The following is a 23,743-nucleotide window of genomic DNA, read 5'->3' on the forward strand; positions in this document are numbered from 1 at the left end:
CTCAGCCCGCGCCCTCGGCCGCCGGGACGCCCGCACCGCCCTGCGCCTGGCCAGTCTGCGGCTGGCCGTTCTGCGCCTGGCCGTTCTCGGGCTGGCCGTTCTCGGGCTGGCCAGCCGGCGGCTGCGCGGCGGCGGGCGCGGGTGCCGGCCGGGGCGGGAGGACCCGGTCGCCCGGGTCCGCCGGCGGGCCGCCGATCACGACGCCGACCAGGTCGAGCGTGCCGACGGAGACGAAGGGACGCACCTCGGCGGTGCGCGAGAGCCCGCCGACATCCACCACCCTGGTCACCTCGCCGATCGGTACACCCGCCACATAGTCAAGACTACCGAACGTCACCAAACGGTCACCCTTTTTTACCTGGTACGAGGCGTCATAAAGGGTGAAGGTCAGCGAGCTCGGCCCCTGGCCGCCGGCCACCGCGCCGAGCAGCTGGGTGGTCTCCAGCCGGGCGCCGATCCGGCTGGTCGGATCGCAGAGCAGTTTGATCACGGCGGTGCTGTCGGTCACCGAGGCGACCGTCCCGACCAGGCCCGACGCGTTCACGACGACCTTGTCGACGGCGAGGCCATCCCGGCGGCCGGCGTTGATCGTCACCGTCCAGTCCATGCCGGTGACGTCGCCGACCGCGATGACCCGGGCCGGGACGATCGTGTACTGGCCCTTGTCCGCGAGCAGGCGCAGGTCGGACAGTTGCCCCGCCAGCCGGTCGATCTCGGCCCCGTCGGCGATCTGGCGCCGCAGCGCGGCGTTCTCCTCGTCAAGCCGGTCGGCGCGGTCGTGGTAGCGGTTCGGGTGGGTCAGCGAGGAGGCGGTGCGCCCCACCGGGCGGGTCACCGTGGTGACCGCGTTCTCCACGCCACCGACCGCCGAGTGCAGCGCCCCGCGCACCCCGGTCGCGGAGTCACCCGTCCGGTAGTCGAGCGTGATCAGCGTGAAGGCGAGGACGAGCAGCGCGGCGATGACGAGGCGGGAGCGCCTGGTGTCACGTCCCACGTCGGTCCTCCGTCACCGGTGCCGTCCTCCTGCCGTGTGGTCCGGATGGCTGCCGGCCCACGGTCAGCCGCGATGTTCCGGTGATGTTTCTACCGGGGCCGCGGCGGGCCCTCGAGCCGGGGCCGGCCGGCCACCCGGCCGCCGAAACGGCCGGACAAGCCTGGACCGGCGCTGTCACAACGCCCTCGGCCGCCGCCGCCACGGCACCGCGCGCCCGCGACCGTCGATCTTCCTGGTCGGACGAGCGGCGGGCCGGCCGGGTTCCCGACCCCGGGGGGCGGTCAGCGTTTCGGTTCGGAGATCAGGACCTGCTGGAGCGCCTCGAACTCCTCGACGCACTTGCCCGAGCCCATCGCCACCGAGTGCAGCGGGTTCTCCGCGATGTGGATCGGCATCCCGGTCTCGTGCCGCAGGCGCTCGTCGAGCCCGCGCAGCAGCGCCCCACCACCGGTCAGCACGATCCCGCGGTCCATGATGTCGCCGGAGAGTTCCGGAGGGCATCTGTCGAGAGTCACCTTCACGGCGTCGATCACCGCGTTCACCGGCTCCTCGATGGCCTTGCGGATCTCCTCGGCGGTCACCACGATCGTCTTGGGCAGACCGGTGACGAGGTCACGGCCGCGAATCTCCGCACTCGGCTCGTCCGGGATCTTGTGTGCCGAACCGATAGCCATCTTGATCTCCTCGGCGGTCCGCTCGCCGAGCATCAGCGAGTACTCCTTCTTGACGTAGGAGATGATCGCCGTGTCGAGCTCGTCACCGGCCGTGCGGATCGACTGGCTGGTGACGATCCCACCGAGGGAGATGACCGCGACCTCGGTCGTGCCGCCGCCGATGTCGACGACCATGTTCCCGGTCGGCTCATGGACGGGCAGGCCGGCACCGATCGCCGCCGCCATCGGTTCCTCGATGATGTAGACCTTGCGGGCCCCGGCCTGGTAGCCGGCGTCCTTGACGGCCCGCTGCTCCACGCCGGTGATGCCGGAGGGCACGCACACCACCAGCCGCGGCTTGGCGAAGTGCCGGCGGCGGTGCACCTTCTGGATGAAGTAGCGCAACATCCGCTCGGTGGTCTCGAAGTCGGCGATCACGCCGTCCTTCAGCGGACGGACGGCCACCACGTTGCCCGGGGTGCGCCCGATCATCCGCTTGGCGTCGGTACCGACGGCGAGGATGCCCGAGGTGGTCGTGTTGATCGCCACCACACTGGGCTCGTTGAGGACGATCCCCCTGCCGCGGACGTAGACGAGCGTGTTGGCGGTACCAAGGTCGACGGCCATGTCACGACCGAGGAATGACAGCGAACTGGACATCGTCGGGTGCCGGCCTTCCCGGGGGGCGCGCGGTTGGGACGGGTCCGGGCGGCGCACGCGGGCGTCACCGACCGGCCCGTCTCCGACCGACGCGCGAAACGCGTACAGAGTTCGTCGAGCGGGCGGGACGGCCCGGATGCGCCGCGCGAGAACACGGTCACGACGACCGACCGCAAGGTCGTTCGGCGCGACCCGCCGGACACGTTCCGGGCAGTTGAAAGCGTAGACCGCCCCCGGTGGGGTCACCGCGCCGACCGGGAAGCGTGTCACCCCGCGCGTAGCGGGGCGGGCACGGCACGCCGGTCGGCGCCACGCCATCCGGGACGGTTGCCGAGCGGGCGGCGCAGCGCCGCCGATCGGGCGCCGGGCCGCGGGCGCAACCGCCCCGGATCGGTGCCGAAACGCCCACCGGGACGGGCGGCCCGCGCGGCGACCCCACCGGGGTACCGCCGCGACGGGGCGCCGCGCGGCCGGCGGTTCACCCGCAACGGTGCCGCCGGCCACCCTCGGGGAGGCCGGCCGGAGCCGGCCGGGTCAGCTCAGGCCGGGGAAGAACAGGTCGATCTCGCGCTTGGCCGACTCGGGCGAGTCCGACCCGTGGATGAGGTTCTGGCCGATCTCGAGGGCGAAGTCACCACGCAGCGACCCGGGAGCCGCCTTCACCGGGTCGGTGGCACCGATCAGGCCACGCAGGGCCTCGACGGCGCGGGGCCCCTCGGCCACCAGCGCGACGAGCGGACCGGAGGTGATGAACTCCACCAGCTCGCCGAAGAACGGCTTGCTGGCGTGCTCGCCGTAGTGGGTCTCGGCGACCGAGCGCTCGAGGGTGCGCAGCTCGAGAGCGACGATCTTCAGCCCCTTGCGCTCGATGCGGCCGACGACCTCACCGACGAGGCCGCGGCTGACGCCATCGGGCTTGACCAGGATGAGGGTGCGCTCGGCGGACACGGGACTCCTTCAGAATCGTTTCGTCATCTTCGACGTGATCAGGGCGCCCGGACCGCGCCTGCGCGACACCGGTTGGCCCCCGGCAAACCTACAGGGTCGACGTTCACCGCCGGTCCGCGCAGTCCCCCGGACCACCCGTCAGAGCACCGCACGGGCAACACCGGGATCACCGGGATCACCGGGGCATCGTCGGCCGACGGACGGTCAGCGACGCAGCAGGTGCCGCGCCTCCCCCACGGTCACCAGCGAGCCGGTGACGAGCACTCCCGTACCCCCCAGCTCGCCCTCCTCCTCCGCGAGCCGCACCGCCGCCTCCAGGGCGTCGTCGAGCCGTGGCGCGACCTCGACCCGGTCGGCGTCGAAGACGTCCACCGCGATCGCCGCGAGGTCGTCCGCGCCCATCGCCCGCGGTGACGTGCTCTGGGTGATGACGACACTGCTGAGCACTGGTTCCAGGGCGGCGAGGATGCCCTCGGCGTCCTTGTCCCCGAGCATGCCGACGACGCCGACGAGGGTGTCGAAGCCGAAGGCCTCGCCGACGGCGGCCGCGAGGGCCTGCGCGCCGGCGACGTTGTGCGCGCCGTCCAGGATGATGGTCGGCGAGCGACGCACGACCTCCAGCCGGCCGGGCGAGTCGGCCTGGGCGAATCCGGCGCGGACCGCGTCGGCGTCCAGTTGGCCCTGCCCGCCGCCGAGGAACGCCTCGACGGCCGCCAGCGCCACGGCCGCGTTGTGCGCCTGGTGGATGCCGTGCAGCGGCAGGAAGACCTCCTCGTAGGTCCCGCCGAGCCCGCGCAGGGTCAGCACCTGGCCGCCCACCGCCACCCGCCGGCCGACGACCCCGAACTCCAGGCCCTCCCGCGCCACGGTGGCTCCGACCTCGGCGCTGCGTCGCAGCAGGACCTCGGCGGCCGGCAGCGCCTGCTGCGCCAGCACCACCAGGGCGTCCGGCCGGATGATCCCCGCCTTCTCCGCCGCCACGGCCTCCACGGTGTCGCCCAGCTCCCGATGGTCCAGCGAGACCGGCGTGATCACCGCGACGCCCGCGTCGATCACGTTCGTCGCGTCCCAGGTGCCGCCCATCCCGACCTCGACGACCCCAGCGTCCACGGGCGAGTCGGAGAACGCGGAGAAGGCCATCGCGGTGAGCAGCTCGAAGAACGTGACCCGCTCGGGATGGCGGCTGTCGACGAGCTCCGCGTAGGGGATGACGTCGTCGTAGGCCCGGGCGAACATCTCCGCGTCGGCGGGCGCGCCGTTGATGCTGATCCGCTCGGTGACGCTCTCCAGATGCGGGGAGGTGTACCGGCCCGGCCGCAGCCCGAAGCCACGCAGCAGCGCGTCGATCATCCGCGCCGTGGACGTCTTGCCGTTCGTGCCGGTGATGTGGATGGACGGGAAGGACCGCTCAGGGTGCCCCAGCAGGTCGACGAGATCCCGCATCCGGTCCAGGTCCGGGTGCATCCGGTGCGGGAACCGCCCGGCCAGTGCCTTCTCCACCCGGGCGAGCTCGGCCGCGTCGTCCGGCGTGCGCCCCGTGCGTGCGTCTGTCACGGAGCCGAGGTTATGGCATCGCCGCGCCCGGCCGGGGTCGCGGCCGGCGCGGGCACCTCGGCGCCGCGGCCATCGCCACCTCGGCGACGGTGGCCGGTGCCGGGATGGCCGGTGCCGGGATGGCCGGCCGCGACCTCGTCAGGCGGACTTCTCCTGGCGCGGACCACGCTTCGACGCGGCGACGTCGCGTGGCACCAGGGTGGGGTTGACGTGTTCCAGCACGACCTCGCGGGTGATCACCGCGCGGGCGACGTCCTTGCGGCTCGGGATGTCGTACATCACCGAGAGCAGGACCTCCTCCATGATCGCACGCAGGCCGCGGGCGCCCGTCCCGCGCAGGATCGCCTGGTCGGCGATGGCCTCGAGCGCGTCGGTGGTGAAGTCCAGGTCGACGCCGTCGAGCTCGAACAGCCGCTTGTACTGGCGGACGAGGGCGTTCTTCGGCTCGGTGAGGATCCGGATGAGCGCCTCGCGGTCGAGGTTGGAGACGCTGGTGATGATCGGCAGCCGGCCGATGAACTCCGGGATCATTCCGTACTTGAGGAGGTCCTCCGGCATGATGTCGCCGAAGACGTTCGAGGAGTCCGGGTCGTCCTTGCCGTGCAGCACCGCGCGGAAGCCCAGCGACTTCTTGCCGATCCGGGATTCGATGATGCGGTCCAGGCCGGCGAAAGCCCCACCCACGATGAACAGGACGTTCGTCGTGTCGATCTGAATGAACTCCTGGTGCGGGTGCTTGCGGCCGCCCTGCGGCGGGACACTCGCCGTCGTTCCCTCGAGAATCTTCAGCAGCGCCTGCTGCACGCCCTCACCGGAGACGTCCCGGGTGATGCTCGGGTTCTCCGACTTGCGGGCGATTTTGTCGACCTCATCGATGTAGATGATGCCGGTTTCGGCCTTCTTGACGTCGTAGTCGGCGGCCTGGATGAGTTTGAGAAGAATGTTCTCGACGTCCTCGCCGACATATCCGGCCTCGGTGAGAGCGGTCGCGTCGGCGATGGCGAACGGGACGTTCAGCATCCGGGCCAGCGTCTGCGCCAGCAGGGTCTTGCCGCAGCCGGTGGGGCCCAGCAGCAGGATGTTGCTCTTCGCGAGCTCCACCTCGCCCTTGGCCGCGTCACCGCCGGAGGCACCGCCCGCCTGCACCCGCTTGTAATGGTTGTAGACGGCCACCGACAGCGTCTTCTTCGCTGTCTCCTGGCCCACCACGTAGCCGTCGAGGAACTCGTAGATCTCCCGCGGCTTCGGGAGCTCCTCCCACTTCAGCTCCGAGGACTCGGAGAGCTCCTCCTCGATGATCTCGTTGCAGAGATCGATGCACTCATCGCAGATGTAGACGCCGGGGCCGGCGATGAGCTTCTTCACCTGCTTCTGAGACTTACCGCAGAAGGAGCACTTGAGCAGGTCACCGCCATCACCGATGCGTGCCACCGAGGACTCAGTCCCTTCGTCCAGACGATGGTGTCGCCTGCGTGTCGGGGGCGGTGGGCACCGCCCGGTCGTCGCGTGTCTGCCTGTATCCGTCCCCGTGGGGACGGTACCCCGCGGGGGCGTCCGGTGAGAGCCCAATCGCTGGGCTCATACCGGTCAGCCTACGGTCATCGGGCCCGTCCCCGCTCGTCCAGACGGCCCGTTCGGCACCACCGCCCGATCGGGCGTCCGCGCGGGGACGGGGGGATGCCAACCCGTCGCACCCGGCCCGCCACCGACGAGCCCCTCGCGCGCCGCACCACCTGGGCCGCCGGGCCCGTCGCCCAGGTCCGGCGGAGGTACCGGCGCCCCGGCGGGGCGCACCGGGCCCGGTCCGGTGCGCCCCGCCGGGCCCGATCCCGGGACCGGATCCGGCGGTCCCGGGCACTGGCCCGGGACCGGGACCGGGAGCGGCGTGGCCCACCGGGCGCCGGCTCAGCGCGCCGAGGCGAGCCGCGAGGACTTCCGGGTCTTGATCACTTCGTCGATGATGCCGTAGTCCTTGGCCTCGTCGGCGCTGAAGATCTTGTCGCGCTCGATGTCCTTGCGGACGGCCTCCTCGGTGCGCCCGGTGTGCTCGGCGAGCATGTGCTCCAGGAGCGACCGCATGCGCAGGATCTCGCGCGCCTGGATCTCGATGTCGCTGGACTGGCCCTCACCCTGCGCCGACGGCTGGTGGATGAGGATGCGGCTGTTCTGCAGCGCGAACCGCTTGCCGGGAGTACCGGCCGCGAGCAGCACCGCCGCCGCGGACGCCGCCTGGCCCATGCAGATCGTCTGGATGTCGGGACGTACGAACTGCATGGTGTCGTAGATCGCGGTCAGCGACGTGAACGACCCACCGGGCGAGTTGATGTAGATCGAGATGTCGCGGTCCGGGTCCTCGGACTCGAGGAACAGCAGCTGCGCCATCACGTCGTTCGCCGACGTGTCGTCGATCGGTGCGCCGAGGAAGACGATGCGCTCCTTCAGCAGCTTCGAGTACGGGTCCATGCCGTACTCGCCGCGCGACGTCTTCTCGATGATGTTGGGAAGGACGTACCGGCTCTGCGTTCCGTAGTAGCCCTGTGGTCCGTGCATGGTGACTGCCTCCGAGGAGAGCGGGTGACGAGGGTCGGGACGGCTCGCTGCCGCGGCGGGCGTCAGCTCACCGGTCCTTCGCTGGGGACCTGGCGGGCCCGCTGGACGACGTGGTCGACGAAGCCGTAGTCCTTCGCCTCGTCCGCGGTGAACCAGCGGTCGCGGTCGGAGTCCCGCTCGATCTGCTCGACGGGCTGACCGGTGTGGAACGCGATGCGCTCCTGCATCATCCGCTTGGTGTAGAGCATCTGCTCCGCCTGGATCGCGATGTCAGAAGCCGTTCCGCCGATGCCGCCGGAGGGCTGGTGCATCATGATCCGCGCGTGCGGCAGCGAGTAGCGCTTGCCCGGCGCGCCCGCGCAGAGCAGGAACTGACCCATCGACGCGGCGAGCCCCAGGGAAACCGTGGCCACGTCGTTCTCGACGTACTGCATGGTGTCGTAGATCGCCATGCCGGCGCTGACCGAGCCGCCGGGCGAGTTGATGTAGAGGAAGATGTCCCGCTCGGGGTCCTCGGCGTTCAGCAGCAGGAGCTGCGCGCAGATCGCGTTGGCGATCGAGTCCTCCACCACCGAACCGAGAAAGATGATCCGCTCACGGAGGAGACGGTTGAAGACCTGCTCGTCGAAGCCGGGGCCATTCTGTCCCGGCGAGCGGAGACTCGGGCCCGGGACAGCCAGGCCAGGGGCGGCGATGTCACTCACGGTCGGATCCTCGGCTTCCTTCGGCGGCGTCTGATTGACCGGCTCGACACTATCTGTGACACGAGCCGGTTCCGGTGCTTCTTCTTCGATGTTCGCGCTGGGCGTGAGGCCGAGCCAGTCCGGCACCGATGTGCGCCGAGGGACCATGACCAGGCAGCGGCCCGGCGGAGCACCTGTCGTCACCGTGCCGGGGCGACAGCGTGCCTCTCGGTGTCCATACGTGGCACCGGACACGCCGACGGCCTCCGGAACTCACGTTCCGGAGGCCGTCGATCGAATCCACCCGCCGCGGTCGTCGCCTGGCGGTCGTTACTTCGTCTCGGACTCGGCCGGCTCGGCCGCGTCCGCCGCGGAACCCTCGGCCGTGGCCGTGGCCTCCGCCGCGGGCGCCGCCGGGACCTGAAGCTCCTCGGCGTCGAGCTCGTCGGAGATGTCCCGGACGTCGTCCCCGGCCTCGTCGTCCTCGCCCGACGGACGGCGCGGCAGGTTCAGCTCCACCGCGTTACCCTCGGTGTCGACGACCTTCGCGTTCTCCAGCAGCAGGAACAGCGCCTTCGTCCGGAGGACATCCGCCATCAGGGCCGTCAGCCCCTCGCCCTGCGCAAGCTGCTGGGCGTACTGGTCCGGCTGCACGCCGGCCCGCTGCGCGCGCATCAGGATCTGCTCCATCAGCTCGCCCTGGTCCAGGCCGATCGACTCGGCGTCGATCACCGCGTCCAGGATGAACTGCGAACGGATCGCCTTGCCCGCCGAGCTGCGGACCTCCGCGTCGAACTCCTCCGCCGACTGACCCAGCGTCTCCAGGTAGGTCGCGCGGTCCGTACCGATGTGCTCCAGCTCGTGCCCGAGGCGGTGCTCACGGGCCTCCAGCTCGCCGGCCAGCACCGAATCCGGCACCGGTACCTCGACCAGCTCGATCAGCTTGTCGAGCATCTTGTCGCGGGCCTCGCCCAGCTGCTCGACCTTCCGGTTCGACTCCAGCCGGGTCCGCACGTCGGCGCGCAGCTCCTCCAGCGTGTCGAACTCGCTGGCCGTCGTCGCGAAGTCGTCGTCGAGCTCCGGGAGCTCCTTCTCCTTCACGCCCCGCACCACCGCGGTCACCTGCGCCGTACGGCCCGCGTACTCGCCGGCCAGCAGCTCGGTGTCGAACGTGCGCTCATCGCCGTCCGACGCGCCGGTGACGGCCTCGTCGATCCCGTCGATCAGGTTCCCGCTGCCGACCTCGTACGACATGCCGGTCGCGGTCGCGTCCTCGATCGCCTCACCGTCGACCGACGCCGACAGGTCCAGCGACACGAAGTCGCCCTCCTGAACCGGGCGCTCGACCGGCTTCAGCACGGCGAACCGGTCCCGCAGGCTGGTCAGATGCTCCTCGACCTGCTCATCGGTCACCGTCGCCGGCTCGACGACGAGCTCCAGCTCGCCGAACTCCGGCAGCGTCACCTCCGGGCGCACGTCCATCTCAGCCGTGAAGATCAGCTGCGCGCCGTCGGTGAACTCGGTGATGTCCACCTCGGGCCGCGACAGGACGTCCACCTCTTCGGCCTGCACGGCCTCCGAGTAAAGGCGCGGCAGCGCCTCCTGGATCGCCTCGTCGAGGATCACACCGCGCCCCAGACGCTGGTCCAGGATGCGCGGCGGGACCTTGCCCGGGCGGAATCCGGAGACGCGCACCTGGCGCGACAGCTTGCGGTAGGCGGCATCGACGGACGGCTTGAGCTCGTCGAAGGGCACCTCGACGGTGAGCTTGACCCGGGTCGGGCTGAGGGTCTCCTTGGTGGCCTTCACGGCGCGGCGGTCTCCTGGTACGACGTTGGACGGGGTGACGCGCCGAGGGTATCGGTCGGGGCGGGGAGACTCGAACTCCCGATCTCCTGCACCCAAAGCAGGCGCGCTGGCCACTACGCTACGCCCCGAGGCGTTGCCCCCACATCCTACGGGGTAAGCTTGCGTCCATCACCAACGCGGGTGTAGCTCAATGGCAGAGCCCCAGCCTTCCAAGCTGGCCATGCCGGTTCGATCCCGGTCACCCGCTCGTCGATGGGTTTGCTATGCCCAGCGGGGGCTGGGCTGGTCGACTTGCCATGTCTGCCGGGGGGCGGTGCCCCCCGTGGCCCCCCGGCGGCGGGCGGGGTTGGAGGGCGGCCTGCGGCGGCAGCCCCGAGGTCAGGCAACAGCCCCGGTCACGCACCCCGAGGGCGGCCTACGACCTGCGGCGGCAGGCCCGACGTCAGGCAACAGCCCCGGTCACGCACCCCGAGGGCGGCCTACGACCTGCGGCGGCAGGCCCGACATCGGGCAACAACTTCGAGTACGCGTCCTGGGGGCGGCCAGCGGCCTGGGTGGTAGCTCCGAGGGTGGCCTGTGGTCTGGACCTGGGCGGGGGCCGTCGCCGGCCACGCGCCCGAGGCTCGCCCGTCCATCTGACCTCCGGCCTTCGCGGTCGGCGTTGGAGTGTGGCGGGCAAGTGAGTCCATGGGCCCATTCGCCCGTCACAGTTGTTTTGGGTGTCCGGATTGTGGTGGTTTGCGGAGTGGGGCGATGAGCCCCGGCGTTGGGGAACACCGCCGGGGTCGCTGGTCCTGAAGGCGGCCGGCGGCCGGTGGCTGCCGCTGGTGGCGGCGGCACGGCCACGTGGTCGCGCCGCCGGCCGGGGAGAGGCGAGCGGGTCAGCAGGCGCGAGGGGCCGGCAGGCCGGCGCCGCGCGGCAGCGCGGTGCCCGCAGCGGTCCGGGTGACGACCGGCAGCCGGCCCGCGGGGGGCGCCGCACCGGCCAGCACCGCCGCCAGCGCCCTCATCGACGCGGGGTCGCGTGAGTAGCTCGCCAGCCACGCCCCGGCGGCCACCGGCGGACGGTAGGGCGTCCCGGTCGACACGATCACGGTTCGCCGGTCGGTGACGGGTGGCGGCGAGTTCCCGACCAGGACCACCCGGACCACCGACGTACCCGCCCCGGGGGCACCCGCGGCGGGCGGCGCCGGCGCGCGGCCGGCGCCCTGGGTGGTCAGCCGGGCGTCGATCCCCCGCGCGGTCAGCGCGTCCACGAGCGTTTTCGCCGCACCCGACGGGCCGGAGACCTCCACCGTGGGCGGAGCTCCGTCCGCGCCGGCGCCAGCGGTGCCTGAGCCGGTGCTGCCGGCACCGCCGGTGCCGGCGCCAGCGGTGCCGCGGATGAGCGGGAGCAGGTCGCACGTCGGCTGATCGAGGAGCGTGATCGCACGCCCGGCGATCGCGGCCGCGGTGGCCTCCGCCTCCCCGGATGTCCGGGTCGCGACGGGGGTCGTGTGCGCCAGCCTCCACTTCATCCTCAGGATTCGACGTACCGAGGCGGCTACCCGCTCCGGATCGATCGCTCCGGAGCGCACGGCGGAGACGACAGCGTCAACGGCCTGTACCAGGTCCGGGGGCATCAGCAGGATGTCGACACCGGCCTGGACGGCTCGCACCGCCGCGCCCCCGGGCGTGTTGTGCTCGGTGATCGCGGCCATGTTCAGCGCGTCGGTGACGATGACGCCGTCGAAGCCGAGCTCGTGGCGCAGCAGGCCGTCGACGACCGGCTTCGACAGTGTCGCGGGTGCGGCCGGGTCGAGCGCGGGGACGTTCAGGTGCCCGACCATGACCATCGGCACGCCCGCGGCGATGGCCGCCCGGAACGGCGGGAGGTCGAGCGCCGTCAGCGCCGCCCGGTCCCGGCTGATCGTCGGCAGGTCGGCGTGGCTGTCGACGGACGTCGCGCCGTGCCCGGGGAAGTGTTTCGCCGCCGCGGCCACTCCGACCTGCCGGAACCCCTCGACCGCCGCCGCGGTGAACCGTCCGACCGCCGCGGGGTCGTCGCCGAAGGAGCGCTCACCGATGACGGGGTTCGCCGGGTCGCTGTTGACGTCCGCGTCCGGTGCGAAGTCGACGTTGATGCCCAGGGCGCGCAGGTCCGCGCCGGTGATCTGCGCGGCGTCGCGCGCGTCGTCGGGACGTCCCGTGGCGCCCTGCGCCATCTGGCCGGGCAGCAGGGTCACGCCGTCGCGGATCCGCAGCACGGTCCCCTGCTCCTGGTCGGCGGCGATCAGCAGCGGGACGCGGGCCGCCGCGCTCAGGTCCGCGGACAGCGCCTTGACCTGGCCGGGGTTGACGATGTTGTCCGGGAGCGCCCCCGGGCCCGTCCCGCCGGCGTCGAAGTAGATCACCCCACCCAGGCCCCGTTTCGCGACGGCCTCGGCGGCGGTGTCCGCGCCGGAGGTCCGCCGGTTCGCGGCGACGACGGCCGGGCTCCGGTCGGCGCCGGCGGTGCCGAAGACGTAGCCCGTCATCATCTGGCCGACGCGCTGTTCCAGCGACAGGCCGGCCAGCGTGGACTCGACCCAGCTGGTCTCCTCGGCCGAACCGGTGCCGGGGCCGTTCCCCGCGCCGCCCGGGTCAGCGGCCGACAGCTGGTCGGCACCCGCCCCGGGGCCGTCGGCGGGGTGTTCCGCGGTGCCGCGCCCGGATTCCGCGCCGGCGGCGCCGCTCGCGCCGCCGCGCGGGTCGCCCGCCCCGGCCGTGCCGTCCGCGGTGTCACCGTCGGCGAGGCCGAGCCGGTCCGCCATCGAGCCGCCCGGGTCGGTGCCGCGGACCGCCCAGGCGAACGCCGTGACACCGGCCAGCACCGCCAGGACCACCGCGAGCGTCACTCCGACGACCCGCGCACGCCGCATGACCATCCCCTCGTCCGCGAGTCGCCCGATCCGGCCTCCTCGCACCGTCTGTGACCTCACCTGCCCGCGACGGGACGTCCCGAACCGACCGGGAACCGGAACCAGCCGGCAACGGGAGCGAACCGTACACATCATCACGGATCGCCGAGCGGGGTGGGGTGGGCGCGGAGCGGAGCACGCGGGGACGTACGTTGCGGGGTGACCGTCGCGGCGCCTCAGGGGGCGCCAAGACAGGAGGCGTCATGAACCGTCGAGCACTGCTGCCGGTCGCCGCATGCGCGGGCGTCGGGATCAACGGCCTGCGACTGCGCACACGGATACGAGCACTCACCGTCATCGCGCCGGCCGACGAACCGGTGCACTCCTCGCACGTCTTCCTGCTGGCGGACGGCGTCCGCCTCGACGAGGCGGCCCGGCGGGCGGCGAGCGCGCACGCGCTGCGGGAGGGCCTGACCGTCCTGGACCTCGTGCCGGCCGAGCTGCCGGCGCACGAGCTGCTCGACCTCGCGCGACTGGTCGATCCGGCGCGGTACCGCGCCCAGCGGCTGGAACGGGGGCACGGCGCCTTCCGCGCGCTGCTGGTCGACCGGGACGTCCTGGAGCGCGCCGGGCTCGACCTGAAGGACCCGAGCCGCCTCGACCTGGTCGCCGCGACGGCGACCCTCAAGCTGCTCTCACCGGCGTCGACGGATCTGGCGATCCTGCCGGGCCTCACCGTGGCGGACGACTTCACCCCCGCGGACGGCGGGCCGCCGACCGGGTCGGCGAACGGGTCGGACCGGGTCGCGGTGCAGTTCGCCGCCCGCCCGTGGGAGCCCGGCCAGCCGTTCTTCCCGCTCGCCCGCGACCTCGCGGTGGCCGCCGGGGCCACCGCGGCCCCGGGCTGGGCGCTCGGCGCGGCGGTGCTGTCGTGGCTGCAACCGCTGGTCGTCGGAGCCGGGCGTGTCCGGGTGCCCACCGCCGACCTCGTCCGCAGCCCGGTGACGCGCCGGCGACCCGCGCTGCGGACGCTCTCCGCGGCGGTCGGTGGCGCGGTGGCGGGTTCGGGTGTGGACCTGCCCAGGCCGGGGCCGCCGGCCCCGGAGCCCGCCGTGCTGGCGGCGAAGCGGCGCGAGTACTCCGCCGACCTGGCCGCCGGCGTCGACCGGTTCCTGGAGCCGGTCGCGACGAGCTGCCCCTGGTGCGGCGGCACGGACCTCTCCCTGGCCCTGCGCGGCTCGGACGCCATCCAGGTCAAGCCCGGGGTGTTCCGCTACGACCGCTGCGGCGGCTGCGGGCACATCTTCCAGAACCCGCGGCTGACCCTCGACGGCCTCGACTTCTACTACCGGGACACCTACTCCGGCCTCGGCGCCGCGCTGACCGAGGAGATCTTCCGCCGCAACACCGACAGCTACCTGGAACGGGCGCGGATCGACGTGCCCACGCCACGGCGCTGGCTGGACGTCGGCGGCGGGTTCGGGCACTTCTGCGCCGCCGCGCGCGAGGTGTGGCCGACGACCTCGTTCGACGGCCTGGACATCGGCGCGGCCATCGGCGAGGCGGAGCGCCGGGGCTGGGTGGACCGCGCCTACCGGGGGCTGCTGCCCGACCTCGCCGAGTCGCTGAGCGGCCGCTACGACGTGGTGAGCATGTTCCACTACCTCGAGCACACCCGGGACCCGCGGGCCGAGCTGCGCGCCGCCGCCCAGGTTCTCGCGCCGGGGGGCCACCTGCTCATCGAGGTCCCGAACGCGCAGAGCCCGGCCGCCCGGTGGTTCGGGACGTACTGGCCGGGCTGGTTCGTGCCGCAGCATCAGCACCTCGTCCCGGCCGACAATCTGACGGCCGCGCTCGGCGAGGTCGGTCTCGAGGTGCTCGACGTACGTTTCGGCGAGACGCACCAGCGTGGGGACGCCCCGGTGGCCTGCTGGGGGCTGTGGCAGCGCGCGGCTCCGTCGCCGTCCGCCCCGTGGAACGCGGCCAGCCGGCCCGGCCTGGCCCGCGCCCGGCGCGCCCTCGTCGGCGCGGCGGTGTTCACCGCGATGCCCGGGGCGATCCTGTGGGACATGGCGAGCCGCCCGTACCTCACCTCCGGCCGCCGCTCGAACGCCTACCGGGTCCTGGCCCGTCTGCCCTGAGCGGGTGACACGGCCGTCGTCGCCGTCGCTGCGGCGCGGTCCACCCGTCAGGCTCGCGTTCGCATGATCCCCCACCCCCTTCACTACTGTGAGTGACGACAGTCGCAGGGCGGCGATCCAGCTGCCAGGGGGACAGACGATCTCCGCGCTCGTGGTCCCGCCGGACCATCCGGCCCAGCCGTGGGCCGGACGCCGGCCCGGCACGCGCGCGTCTCGGGGGTGGGCATGACCGGACGGGTGCGGTGGGGGCCGCAGGGCACCGCTGACCGGCGGCGCGGGCCGGCGGCGGCCACCGGTGTCCTGCTGGCCGCGATGGTGGGCGCGACGCTGTTCGCCGGCTGCGGCGGGGCTGATCGCGATCCCGCGGCGGATCCCGGCCCGCGCCCCCACCCGGCGCCCGGCGCGAGCCCCTCGGCCGGCCCACGGGCCGGCGGTGGGGCGCCCCGCGGGCCGGCCGCGGACGGCCCGTCCACGGGTGACGAGGCCGAGCTGGCGCTGCCCGCCGGGTGGAGCTGGGTCGCTCGCACGAACGTCCCCCGGATCGGGATCTTCGAACGGCCCGGCGACGGCGAGCCGCGCTGGACGCTGGCCAACCCGAACCCCCGCGGCGTTCCGCTGCTCCTCGGCGTCGAGGAGCGGCAGGCCGACTGGCTCCGGGTCAAGATTCCCATCCGGCCGAACGGCAGTGTGGGCTGGGTGCGCGCCGCGGACACGACGATCTCGACGACGCCGTTCGAGCTGCTGGTGGACCGCTCGGAGCACCAGCTGACCGTCTTCCGCGACAACTCGGTGGTCACGAAGCTGCCGGTCGGGATCGGGACCGGGGCGACCCCCACCCCGACCGGCACGTTCTACCTGACCGAACTGTTGCGCCCAGACGACCCGAACGGCCCCTGGGGCCCGTTCGCCTTCGGGCTGTCCGGGTTCTCCGACGTGATCACCCGGTTCAACGGCGCCGAGGGCATCATCGGCCTGCACGGCACCAACCGCCCGGACCTGGTCGGCTCGGACGTGAGTCTGGGATGCGTCCGGCTGCGCAACGCCGACCTGCTCCGCCTGGTGGACGTCGTCCCGCTCGGCACCCCGATCACGATCACCGGGTGAGCCCGCGGGCCTGGGCCCGGCCGCTCAGGACTCGGCGAGGGCGAACACGCGACGGTAGGGCAGGTCGAGCAACGCCTCGACGGCGACACCGCACGACGCGGCGGCGAGGGCCGCCGGCAGGGCCACCAGCAGCAGCCCGTAGTTGCCCCGCAGCGGCGCGTCGAGCAGGGCCGCGATCCGGCGGGGCACCGGCCCCGGCCGGGGACCGCGGCCGGGCGCGCCGGCCCGCAGCATCGCCGGCGAGACGGCCCCGGACCGCCGACGCCGGGGACGGGCGAGACCCGGGCGCCCGGCGGGCCGGGTGGACCGGGTGGGCTCGCCGTGGCCGGGGTCGGCGAGGGGCGCGTCCGCCCGCTCGGCGGCGGTGGACGGGCGGTCGGCCTGTTCCGTCGCGGCGAGCGCGGCTGTTCCGACGACCTGGGCGACCGAGCGGCGGTCGCCCACCTCCTGCGCCGCCTGCTCGTCCGCCCAGCGCTCGATCGCGTAGTCGATCAGGGTGACCATCGGGCGCAGCGGCGGGAGGGCGGCGGCCGCGAGGCGCGCGGTGAACGCGAAGCGGTGGTGCCGGCCGGCCAGGTGCGCCCGCTCATGGGCGAACAGGGCCTGGTGGCGGCCGTCACCGAGCGCCGCGAGCATTCCCTCCGTGACGACGATCCGCCCCGGCGCGCCGGGGAGCGCGAAGGCGTCCGGGCGGCCGTCGGGGATCACCACCACCTCGCCGGTTCCCGGCAGCGCCGCCGCCTCCGCGCGGGCCGCGTGCAGGGAGTCGTGCTGGCGCCGCCCCGTCACCGCCACTGAGATCATCACGGCCGCGCCGAGCGCCAGGCACGTCCAGGACGCCCACAGCGGCGCCACGGCGATCTGCCAGGATCGCGCCACCGCGCGCAGGTCGGGGGCGAACCCGATGAGGCCCGCCGCCGCGGGCATCCCGAACGCGAGCAGACTCGCGGTGCTGGCCAGCGCGAACAGGACCGCTGCGGTGGTGAAGCCGAGCACCGCGACCCGCGGGGGCAGCCGATCGACCAGGATGCGGCTCGCGACCACGCCCGCCGACGGCGCCAGGGCGAGGGACACGAGGAGTTGGTCGACCACCGGACTCAGCCCTGCCGGCGCGACTCTGAGCCGCGCGTGTGCTCACCGTGCTCGGCGGGTGCCGGCGCGGAGGCGAGAAGATCACGGACGAGGGCCTCGTCGGTGGGCGAGAGCGCGGCGATGAAGTGCGTCAGGGCGCGGCGATGATCGGCCTGCCCGGCGAGGAGCCGGTTCATCCGCCACGCGACCAGTGTGGCTGGATCCCCCGGTGCCGAGTAGATGTAGCCCCGCCCGTGCCGCCGGCGGGTGACCACGCCCTTGCCGTGCAGTCGGGTCAGGGTGGTGACCACCGCGCTGTAGGACAGCCTCGCGGCGGCCGGAAGAAGATCACGAACCTCACCCGGTGAGAGCTCCCCGGAGTGGTGCAGCACACCGAGCACCTCTTCCTCCAGCGACCCGGGTGGACGCCGCCGCGCGGCAGGCACCGCCTCCGGCTCCGCCGAACCCTCGTCCATCACACCGGCCCCCCGGCAGCTTCCGCGGCCCCGGGACCAGCCCGTCCGCACCCCGCCTCACGCGGAACACGATACGAGGCGACCGGCGTGGGTCGACTCCCGCCACGAAACGGAACACCACGGGGCCACACCGCGCTCCCCCGGGTGACGCATCGACTCCCCTCCGGCCAGGCCCATGTCCCCTCCGGCCAGGCCCGTGGCAGGGCGGCGGACCGGGCCCGGACCCGGACGCCGACTCCCCCGGCGGGAACCGGGTCGGGACCGGCCGCGACACCACCGACAGCGGGGGCGGATATGGTGCCGGCATGTCGACCTTCAGGATCAGCGAGGTCGCCGGACTGCTCGGCGTCAGCGACGACACCGTGCGTCGCTGGGCCGACGGCGGCCGGCTGCCGACGGTGCGTGACGGAGCGGGCCGGCAGGCCGTCGAGGGAGCGGTGCTCGCGCAGTTCGCGATCGACATCGCCGGCGAGCTGCCGCTGGCGCCACCGGCGATCGTCGGCGCCTCGGCGCGCAACCGCTTCCCCGGCATCGTGACGCGGGTGCGCCGCGACGACGTGATGGCCCAGGTGGAGATCCAGTCGGGGCGGCACCGGGTGGTCTCCCTGATGAGCCGTGAGGCCGCGGACGAACTGGGCCTGGAGCCCGGCGTGCTCGCCGTGGGCACCGTGAAGGCGACGAACGTGGTGATCGAGCTTCCCGAACGGCACTGATCGCCCACCCGGCCCGCACTGACCCGCCCGCGCGGCCCCGCGCGGGGCTCAACCGTTGAGCCGGGGCCGTGGCCCTGGGCCGGGCCGCCACCCGCGCCCGGTCACGCTCCGGCGTCGAGCCAGTCGCTGAGGATGTCACCGAAGACCGTCGGGTCCTCGCCGCGGTTCCAGAAGGCCGTGGCGCCCTGCACCGCGCGGGCGCCTTCGGCGAGGTAGTCGGCGACATCCCGGCCGGCCAGGACACCGCCGACGCCGACGACGTCGACCTGCTCGGGCAGGAGCGCCCGCAGCTGTCGTACCTGGCCGAGGCCCACCGGCTTGAGCGCGGCTCCACTCAGCCCGGCGAGGGCCACGTCGAGGACGGGGCGCCGCCGGTCGTCGAGGACCAGGGCGTTCGGGAAGGTGTTGACCGCCGTGACGAACCTCGGCCCGCCGTCGGCCTCGGAGCGGCGGCCGAGCAGCGCGGCCAGATCCGCCAGGGCCTCCGGATCGGAGAACGGAGAGATCTTGACCCCGTACGCGGGGGCGGACCGGCGGCCGGCTCCCGCCCGGCCGGCGGCGAGGGCGGCCTCGACCTGGGCGCAGATCGCGTCGGTCTGACCGGGGTCGAAGCAGGCGATGCGCTTCTGCGACCCGCCGTCCCACACGTTCGGGCAGCCGAGGTTGAGCTCGATCAGGTCCGCACCGGTGCCCGCGGCGACGCCGGCCAGCGTCGCGTACTCCTCGGCGGCGAACCCGGCCACGCTGACCACCAGCGGCTTGCCGTGCCGATGCGCGATGTCGGCCATCGCCGGGAGCTGTTCGGCGTAGTACCCGACCCCCCGGTTGGGCAGGCCGAGCGCGTTGAGCGAGTAGGCGCCGGCGGACCAGTAGACCTCACCGCCGTTGCCGGTACGGGCGTCCCGCGTGATCGAGCCGACGACGACCGCGGCGACGGCTCCCCGGGCGAGGGCGGTGACGTCCTCGACGGTCTTGCAGGTGCCGGCGGCGTTCATGATCGGATGTTCGAGCGCGACCCCGGCGAGTGTGACCCCACCCGCCGCCGCCTCGCCGGTCACGCCGCGCCGCCTGTCACCGGGACGAACCCCTCGCTGCCTGCCACGCGGCCAGCGTAACGACCGGCGCGCCCACGCTCACCGGGTGATCAGTTGACTGGCGAGCGCCCCGCCGGCGGTTACGGCCGCGGCCGCCGGGGCCGACCCGGCCGGCGCGGCCGCGGGTACCGCGGTCCCCCGCACCCGGCGCCACAGCCGCGGCAGCGAACCGGCGACCGTGAGCGCCGCCACGGCCGTCAGCAGGAACGGGAGGTGCGCGTTCGCCGCGTACAGGGCGCCCGACGTCAGCGCCGCCCCGGCGGTCGCGGCGGTCTGGGTCGTCGTGAACAGGCCCTGTGCCCGCCCGGCACCGCCGGGTCCGGCCTCCTGCGCCAGCAGCGACTGGGCGGACGGGAAGCTCACGGCCAGCGCGATCGCCTCGGCGCAGCTCACGAGAACGATCAGCCAGAACGACCCGATGAACGAGTAGGTGGCGACGGTGACGCCCGTCGTGGCCGTGGCCGCCAGCACCAGCCAGCGACGGTCGTTGTGGTCGGCGAGCCAGCCCGCGGGCATGGCGCAGACGATGTAGGGCAGCGAGAACAGGGTGAAACTGAGCCCGACCAGCTCCGTCGAGACCCCCCGGTCGGTCAGCAGCAGGCTCCAGCAGGTCTCGTAGGTCCCGACGGCCAGGCCGTTCACCGCGGCGACCAGCAGCAGCCCCGCCACCCCCGGCCCGATCGCCGCGCGGGGTGACCAGCCCCGCCGCCGGGGCGCCCCCGGGAACGGGACGGCAGAGGCGGTAGCCGCGGCGGCGGTGACGGCAGTGGTGGCGGAGCAGTCGACGGGGACGTCGGACAGCGCCGGCGCGCGGCGGGGGTCGCCGTCCGGCCGGAGCAGGACCAGCACCGGGACGGAGGCGACCGCCGCGGCCACCCCCGCCCCCAGGAAGAGCAGGTCCATCCGCTGTTCGCCGGCGAGCCCGCCGAGCAGGGGACCGATGGCGGTCCCGGCGATCTGACCGGTGTAGACGGCGCTGACGGCCCGACCGGTGAGATCAGACGGCACGGTCGCGGCGATCGCGGTGAGCACGGCCACCTCGAAGGCCCCGGCCCCGGCCCCCTGCAGCACCCGCATCGCCGTGTCACACATGATCCCCGGTGAGACGATCAGCCCGGCGCATCCCACGGCGTAGGCGACGAGCCCGGAGACCAGCACCGGGCGGTGCCCCCGCGTCGCGGTGGCCAGGCCCGCCGGGTACTGGGAGAGCAGCGCGCCGAGGAAGAACGCGGCCATGACCATGCCGACCCCACCGGCGGAGACGTCCCGTTCCTCCAGGTAGAGCGGGAGGATCGGCGCGATCGCGAACGCCCCGAGCCACTGCAGCAGCGTGGCCGCGCCCAGCGCGACCACCAGACGTCCGATGGCACCGTGGGTGAGCGAGGCGGCCGGCTGCCCGCCCGGACCGGTTCCCTCGGAGGGCGCCGCCGGCCCCCGTGGCCCGCCCGGCGCGTAGGGTCCGCCCGGCGCGTAGGGCCCCGCGTCGCCCGTGGGACCGGTTCGGTGTTCTCGGCCGGGCCGCGGCCGACCGGCTGGTCCCGCGCTTCCCGTTGTTCTTCGCATAGCTCCGTCGCCCCCGTCGGCGCGCGCCACGCCGCTTCGAGCGCCCGGCTCGGGCCTGACGCGCTTCCGGGTCCTCCGCCCGGTTCGTCCCGTCGAAGTACTACCGTCCGTCCGGACGGTCGGTCAACCCGGTAGCATGCGTGAGACGGTGCGAAGTACCAGGTGGGCCGGTGCGTGCGGCACAATGGCGGTCGTGCCCGCCTCGGACCCGGCTGCGACGCGACAGCGGTTGCTGGACGCCGCTTGGCGCGTCCTCACCCGGCACGGCAGCCAGGCCCTCAGCCTGGACGCGGTCGCCCGCGAGGCGACGGTCTCCAAGGGAGGCCTGTTACACCACTTCCCGACGCGTGCGTCGCTCATCGACGCGCTCTACGACCGGTGGAACGACGAGTTCGAGGCGGAGGTCACCGCGCGGGCCATGCTGGACGAGCGGCCGGGCGGCTGGGCTCGGGCCTACCTGGACGCCGCTACGGCGGCCGGCGTGCAGCAGCGGGACAGCACCGCCGAGGTCGGGTTCCTGGCCGCCCTCATCGCCGATCCCGAGCGGCTGCAGCGCTTCCGCCAGCGGTACGAGCACTGGCAGAACCGCATCGTCCAGGATCGCATCGACCCGGCGACCGCGACGCTGGTCCGCATGGCGGCCGACGGGATGTGGCTGGCGGAGCTGCTCGGCCTCGCCCCGCCGACCGGGGAACTGCGCGGCCAGATGCTCGAGGCCCTGCGTGCGCTGGCCACCCCGGCCGGCGGCCCGGCCGCCGCCGCCCCCGGGCCGCCCGTGCCCGCGCCGAGCCCGGCCGCGGAGCAGGCCGCCCGCTGATCCGGCGGCATTCCGCCCCGTCCCGCCCCGTCCCGCCCCTACGGCGGAACCGCCCGCCGGCCGGCCCGGAACGCAGGCGTGGCACCGGCCCGGCTGGAGTCGCCCGCCCTCGTCGCCGATGATGTTCGGGGACGAGACTTCGGGACGAGACGAAGCGAGGGGCATCATGACCACTGCCGACTCACTCACGGAGGCCGAGCCGCCGCCGGCCACGGCGCCCTTCGCCGCGAAGATGGCGTTCTACCGGTCCCAGCACACCACGCGGGGGATCCGGGCGACCCACCTCGTGGGGATCCCCGGCGTGGCCTTCTCCCTCCCGCTGCTCGTCGGCCGGCCCAAGGTGGGCCTGCCGATGTTCGTGGCGAGCTGGGCACTGCAGGTCGCCGGGCATTCGGTCTTCGAGCGGAACAGCCCCACGCTGACCAAGGGCTTCCTCACCTACCAGCTGTGCGGGCTGGCGTTCTGGTGCGAGGAGGTCGCCGATCTGCTCGCCGGCCGTGGTCTGGGTGGCCAGACCCGGCCGCCACGCCGCTCCCGGGCCTAGCTCCCCGAACCAGTTCCCAGCCGTGGCTCCCGGACCTGGCCGGGGTCAGCGGCGCGCGCCGGGCGCGGCACCGTAGCCGCCGGGGCCACCAGGACCGCCGGGACCGGTCGGCGGTGCCTGCCCGGCCTGCGGCGGGCGGCCGGCTCCCGCCGGCGGGCCGGCGGGGCGGGTCACCTTGGGATCGATCCGGCGCAGCATCATCGAGGTCAGCGCGAGCGCCGCCGCGGCGAGGACCAGGCCGAGGACGACGTCGAGCACCCAGACACCCGCGCTGTGCTCCCACAGGCCGTCGGCCGGGTCGGTGCGCAGTACCTCGTTACCCAGTTTGGAGACCTCGTTGAGGTCGTCGGTGGACGCCAGGGCCGCGAAGCCCCACCGGGCGGGCGAGATCCACGCGACCTGTTCCATGACCAGCCGGCCGGACAGCGACACCAGCCCGCCGGAGAGCACGAGCTGGGCCATGGTCACCAGCACCAGGACGGGCATCGTCTTGTCCGCGTTGTCGACCAGCGTCGACACGAGCAGCCCGATCATCATGGACGCCAGCGCGGCGACGATCACCGCGACCAGACACTCCACCAGCGGCGAGCCCAGCAGGGACGCCTCCGGCGGGGTGCGGCCGACCAGCCCGATCAACGTGAAGATCACGCACTGCAGGGTCGTGATACCGGTGAGAACGATGATCTTCGAGCCGAGATAGGCCGCCCGGGACAGGCCGATCGTTCGTTCCCGCCGGTAGATGTCGCGTTCCTTGACGATCTCGCGGACCGAGTTCGCCATCCCCATGAAGCACGCGCACAGCACCAGGACGACGAGCACCTTCATCGCGTCCGGATTAGGCGCGTCCGGCAACGGTTTCAGCCCGTCGGGGGCCGGGATCACCCTCGGGATGATCCCGAGCAGGAACGGGAAGGCCACGATGAGACGCAGATAGGAACGGTCCGCCAGCACGACCCGCAGATACCGGCGGGTGAGCGTCGCGAGCTGGGAGGTGACCGGTTGCTGGCGCACGCTCGGCAGCTCCGCCGGCGCCTTGCGCACGACCGGCGCGACGACGGCGGAGGGTACGAAGTACTCCGAGGCGCGGAACCGGGCCGCCATCTCGGCGCCCGGGGTGCTCTCCAGCTCCCGGAAGACCGCCGCGAACTCGCGGAAGTCCTCCTTGCCGAAGAAGCTCAACGCGCCACCCGACGGGCCGAAGTAGGCCACGTGCCCACCCGGGGCGAGGACCAGGATGTAGTCGCACAGGTCCAGGAACAGCACGCTGTGCGTGACGACGATGACCGTGCGGCCGCTCTCGTCCGCCGAACCGACCCCGCCGCCCTTGGCCAGGCCCTTCAGCGTCTCCATCACCGACTGGTCGTTCGCCGGGTCCAGCCCCGACGTCGGCTCGTCCAGGAACAGCAGCGACGGCCGGGTCAGCAGCTCCAGCGCCACCGACGTCCGCTTCTTCTGCCCACCCGACAGCCGGCTCACCGGGGTGTCGGAAT

Annotated in this window: 19 protein-coding genes and 2 tRNA genes; 6 read left to right on the forward strand and 15 right to left on the reverse strand. The window is 73.4% G+C overall.

Annotation, left to right across the window (positions count from 1 at the left end):
* Position 1: 1 nt before the first annotated feature.
* From mreC to B056_RS0102015, 9 genes are all read right to left on the reverse strand, one after another.
* On the reverse strand, positions 2-994 hold the full coding sequence (mreC, locus tag B056_RS0101970; RefSeq protein ID WP_018500223.1) for a rod shape-determining protein MreC: 993 nt from the start codon (positions 992-994) through the stop codon (positions 2-4).
* Positions 995-1,275: 281 nt separating this feature from the next.
* A complete protein-coding gene (locus B056_RS0101975; protein ID WP_020462738.1) occupies positions 1,276-2,307 on the reverse strand; it encodes a rod shape-determining protein in 1,032 nt (343 codons plus the stop codon).
* A gap of 534 nt (positions 2,308-2,841) precedes the next feature.
* On the reverse strand, positions 2,842-3,255 hold the full coding sequence (gene ndk / locus B056_RS0101985; protein ID WP_018500225.1) for a nucleoside-diphosphate kinase: 414 nt from the start codon (positions 3,253-3,255) through the stop codon (positions 2,842-2,844).
* A 204-nt stretch (positions 3,256-3,459) separates the two neighbouring features.
* A complete protein-coding gene (locus tag B056_RS0101990) occupies positions 3,460-4,809 on the reverse strand; it encodes a bifunctional folylpolyglutamate synthase/dihydrofolate synthase (protein ID WP_018500226.1) in 1,350 nt (449 codons plus the stop codon).
* Between the two features lie 138 nt (positions 4,810-4,947).
* On the reverse strand, positions 4,948-6,240 hold the full coding sequence (gene clpX / locus B056_RS0101995) for an ATP-dependent Clp protease ATP-binding subunit ClpX (protein WP_018500227.1): 1,293 nt from the start codon (positions 6,238-6,240) through the stop codon (positions 4,948-4,950).
* Between the two features lie 474 nt (positions 6,241-6,714).
* Positions 6,715-7,359, reverse strand: coding sequence for an ATP-dependent Clp protease proteolytic subunit (locus B056_RS0102000; protein WP_018500228.1), 645 nt, complete (start codon positions 7,357-7,359; stop codon positions 6,715-6,717).
* 62 nt (positions 7,360-7,421) lie between these two features.
* Positions 7,422-8,063, reverse strand: coding sequence for an ATP-dependent Clp protease proteolytic subunit (locus B056_RS0102005; RefSeq protein ID WP_020462741.1), 642 nt, complete (start codon positions 8,061-8,063; stop codon positions 7,422-7,424).
* A gap of 309 nt (positions 8,064-8,372) precedes the next feature.
* Positions 8,373-9,851, reverse strand: coding sequence for a trigger factor (gene tig / locus B056_RS0102010; protein WP_018500230.1), 1,479 nt, complete (start codon positions 9,849-9,851; stop codon positions 8,373-8,375).
* A gap of 55 nt (positions 9,852-9,906) precedes the next feature.
* Positions 9,907-9,979, reverse strand: a tRNA-Pro gene (locus B056_RS0102015).
* A gap of 48 nt (positions 9,980-10,027) precedes the next feature.
* On the opposite strand from B056_RS0102015, the gene B056_RS0102020 reads away from it, so the two are divergent.
* Positions 10,028-10,098, forward strand: a tRNA-Gly gene (locus B056_RS0102020).
* 634 nt (positions 10,099-10,732) lie between these two features.
* On the opposite strand, the gene B056_RS0102025 is transcribed toward B056_RS0102020, so the two are convergent.
* Complete coding sequence (locus tag B056_RS0102025) at positions 10,733-12,757, reverse strand: glycoside hydrolase family 3 protein (RefSeq protein WP_018500231.1); 2,025 nt, start codon at positions 12,755-12,757, stop codon at positions 10,733-10,735.
* Positions 12,758-12,993: 236 nt separating this feature from the next.
* Here B056_RS0102025 and B056_RS0102030 point away from each other — a divergent pair, with 236 nt between their 5' ends.
* Together B056_RS0102030 and B056_RS0102035 are read left to right on the forward strand one after the other, a co-directional pair.
* Positions 12,994-14,871, forward strand: coding sequence for a class I SAM-dependent methyltransferase (locus B056_RS0102030; RefSeq protein WP_018500232.1), 1,878 nt, complete (start codon positions 12,994-12,996; stop codon positions 14,869-14,871).
* Positions 14,872-15,096: 225 nt separating this feature from the next.
* Positions 15,097-15,975, forward strand: a complete 879-nt coding sequence (locus tag B056_RS0102035; RefSeq protein ID WP_063826593.1) for a L,D-transpeptidase — start codon at positions 15,097-15,099, stop codon at positions 15,973-15,975.
* 24 nt (positions 15,976-15,999) lie between these two features.
* Here the strand turns inward: B056_RS0102035 and B056_RS0102040 are convergent, their stop codons facing one another.
* On the reverse strand, positions 16,000-17,067 hold the full coding sequence (locus B056_RS0102040) for a M48 family metalloprotease (RefSeq protein WP_018500234.1): 1,068 nt from the start codon (positions 17,065-17,067) through the stop codon (positions 16,000-16,002).
* Positions 17,068-17,072: 5 nt separating this feature from the next.
* Positions 17,073-17,522: a BlaI/MecI/CopY family transcriptional regulator gene (locus tag B056_RS0102045; protein ID WP_018500235.1), complete on the reverse strand. Its 450-nt coding sequence runs from the start codon at positions 17,520-17,522 to the stop codon at positions 17,073-17,075.
* A 305-nt stretch (positions 17,523-17,827) separates the two neighbouring features.
* Here B056_RS0102045 and B056_RS0102050 point away from each other — a divergent pair, with 305 nt between their 5' ends.
* On the forward strand, positions 17,828-18,235 hold the full coding sequence (locus tag B056_RS0102050) for a TOBE domain-containing protein (RefSeq protein ID WP_018500236.1): 408 nt from the start codon (positions 17,828-17,830) through the stop codon (positions 18,233-18,235).
* A 101-nt stretch (positions 18,236-18,336) separates the two neighbouring features.
* Here B056_RS0102050 and B056_RS0102055 read toward each other — a convergent pair whose 3' ends face one another.
* Entirely contained in the window at positions 18,337-19,293 is a 957-nt protein-coding gene (locus tag B056_RS0102055; protein ID WP_018500237.1) for a beta/alpha barrel domain-containing protein, read from the reverse strand.
* 75 nt (positions 19,294-19,368) lie between these two features.
* Complete coding sequence (locus tag B056_RS34730; RefSeq protein WP_018500238.1) at positions 19,369-20,682, reverse strand: MFS transporter; 1,314 nt, start codon at positions 20,680-20,682, stop codon at positions 19,369-19,371.
* A 394-nt stretch (positions 20,683-21,076) separates the two neighbouring features.
* On the opposite strand from B056_RS34730, the gene B056_RS0102065 reads away from it, so the two are divergent.
* Together B056_RS0102065 and B056_RS0102070 are read left to right on the forward strand one after the other, a co-directional pair.
* Positions 21,077-21,709 carry a TetR/AcrR family transcriptional regulator gene (locus B056_RS0102065; protein ID WP_018500239.1) on the forward strand — a complete coding sequence of 211 codons (633 nt, stop codon included), beginning with the start codon at positions 21,077-21,079 and terminating at the stop codon, positions 21,707-21,709.
* Between the two features lie 166 nt (positions 21,710-21,875).
* Positions 21,876-22,253 carry a DUF962 domain-containing protein gene (locus B056_RS0102070; protein ID WP_018500240.1) on the forward strand — a complete coding sequence of 126 codons (378 nt, stop codon included), beginning with the start codon at positions 21,876-21,878 and terminating at the stop codon, positions 22,251-22,253.
* Between the two features lie 45 nt (positions 22,254-22,298).
* Here B056_RS0102070 and B056_RS34735 read toward each other — a convergent pair.
* On the reverse strand, positions 22,299-23,743 hold a 1,445-nt coding region (locus B056_RS34735), incomplete at its 5' end, for an ABC transporter permease (RefSeq protein WP_018500241.1).

The sequence above is a fragment of the Parafrankia discariae genome (assembly GCF_000373365.1).
Classification (GTDB): Bacteria; Actinomycetota; Actinomycetes; order Frankiales; family Frankiaceae; genus Parafrankia; species Parafrankia discariae.

Excerpts from the sequence above, each read along its gene's own strand:
- B056_RS0102070 (WP_018500240.1), top strand. The coding sequence starts at position 21,876 with ATGACCACTGCCGACTCACTCACGGAGGCCGAGCCGCCGCCGGCCACG.
- B056_RS0101975 (WP_020462738.1), bottom strand. The coding sequence starts at position 2,307 with ATGTCCAGTTCGCTGTCATTCCTCGGTCGTGACATGGCCGTCGACCTT.
- B056_RS0102000 (WP_018500228.1), bottom strand. The coding sequence starts at position 7,359 with ATGCACGGACCACAGGGCTACTACGGAACGCAGAGCCGGTACGTCCTT.
- B056_RS0102030 (WP_018500232.1), top strand. The coding sequence starts at position 12,994 with ATGAACCGTCGAGCACTGCTGCCGGTCGCCGCATGCGCGGGCGTCGGG.
- B056_RS0102045 (WP_018500235.1), bottom strand. The coding sequence starts at position 17,522 with ATGGACGAGGGTTCGGCGGAGCCGGAGGCGGTGCCTGCCGCGCGGCGG.
- B056_RS0102035 (WP_063826593.1), top strand. The coding sequence starts at position 15,097 with ATGACCGGACGGGTGCGGTGGGGGCCGCAGGGCACCGCTGACCGGCGG.
- B056_RS0102025 (WP_018500231.1), bottom strand. The coding sequence starts at position 12,757 with ATGGTCATGCGGCGTGCGCGGGTCGTCGGAGTGACGCTCGCGGTGGTC.
- B056_RS0102065 (WP_018500239.1), top strand. The coding sequence starts at position 21,077 with ATGGCGGTCGTGCCCGCCTCGGACCCGGCTGCGACGCGACAGCGGTTG.
- B056_RS0102050 (WP_018500236.1), top strand. The coding sequence starts at position 17,828 with ATGTCGACCTTCAGGATCAGCGAGGTCGCCGGACTGCTCGGCGTCAGC.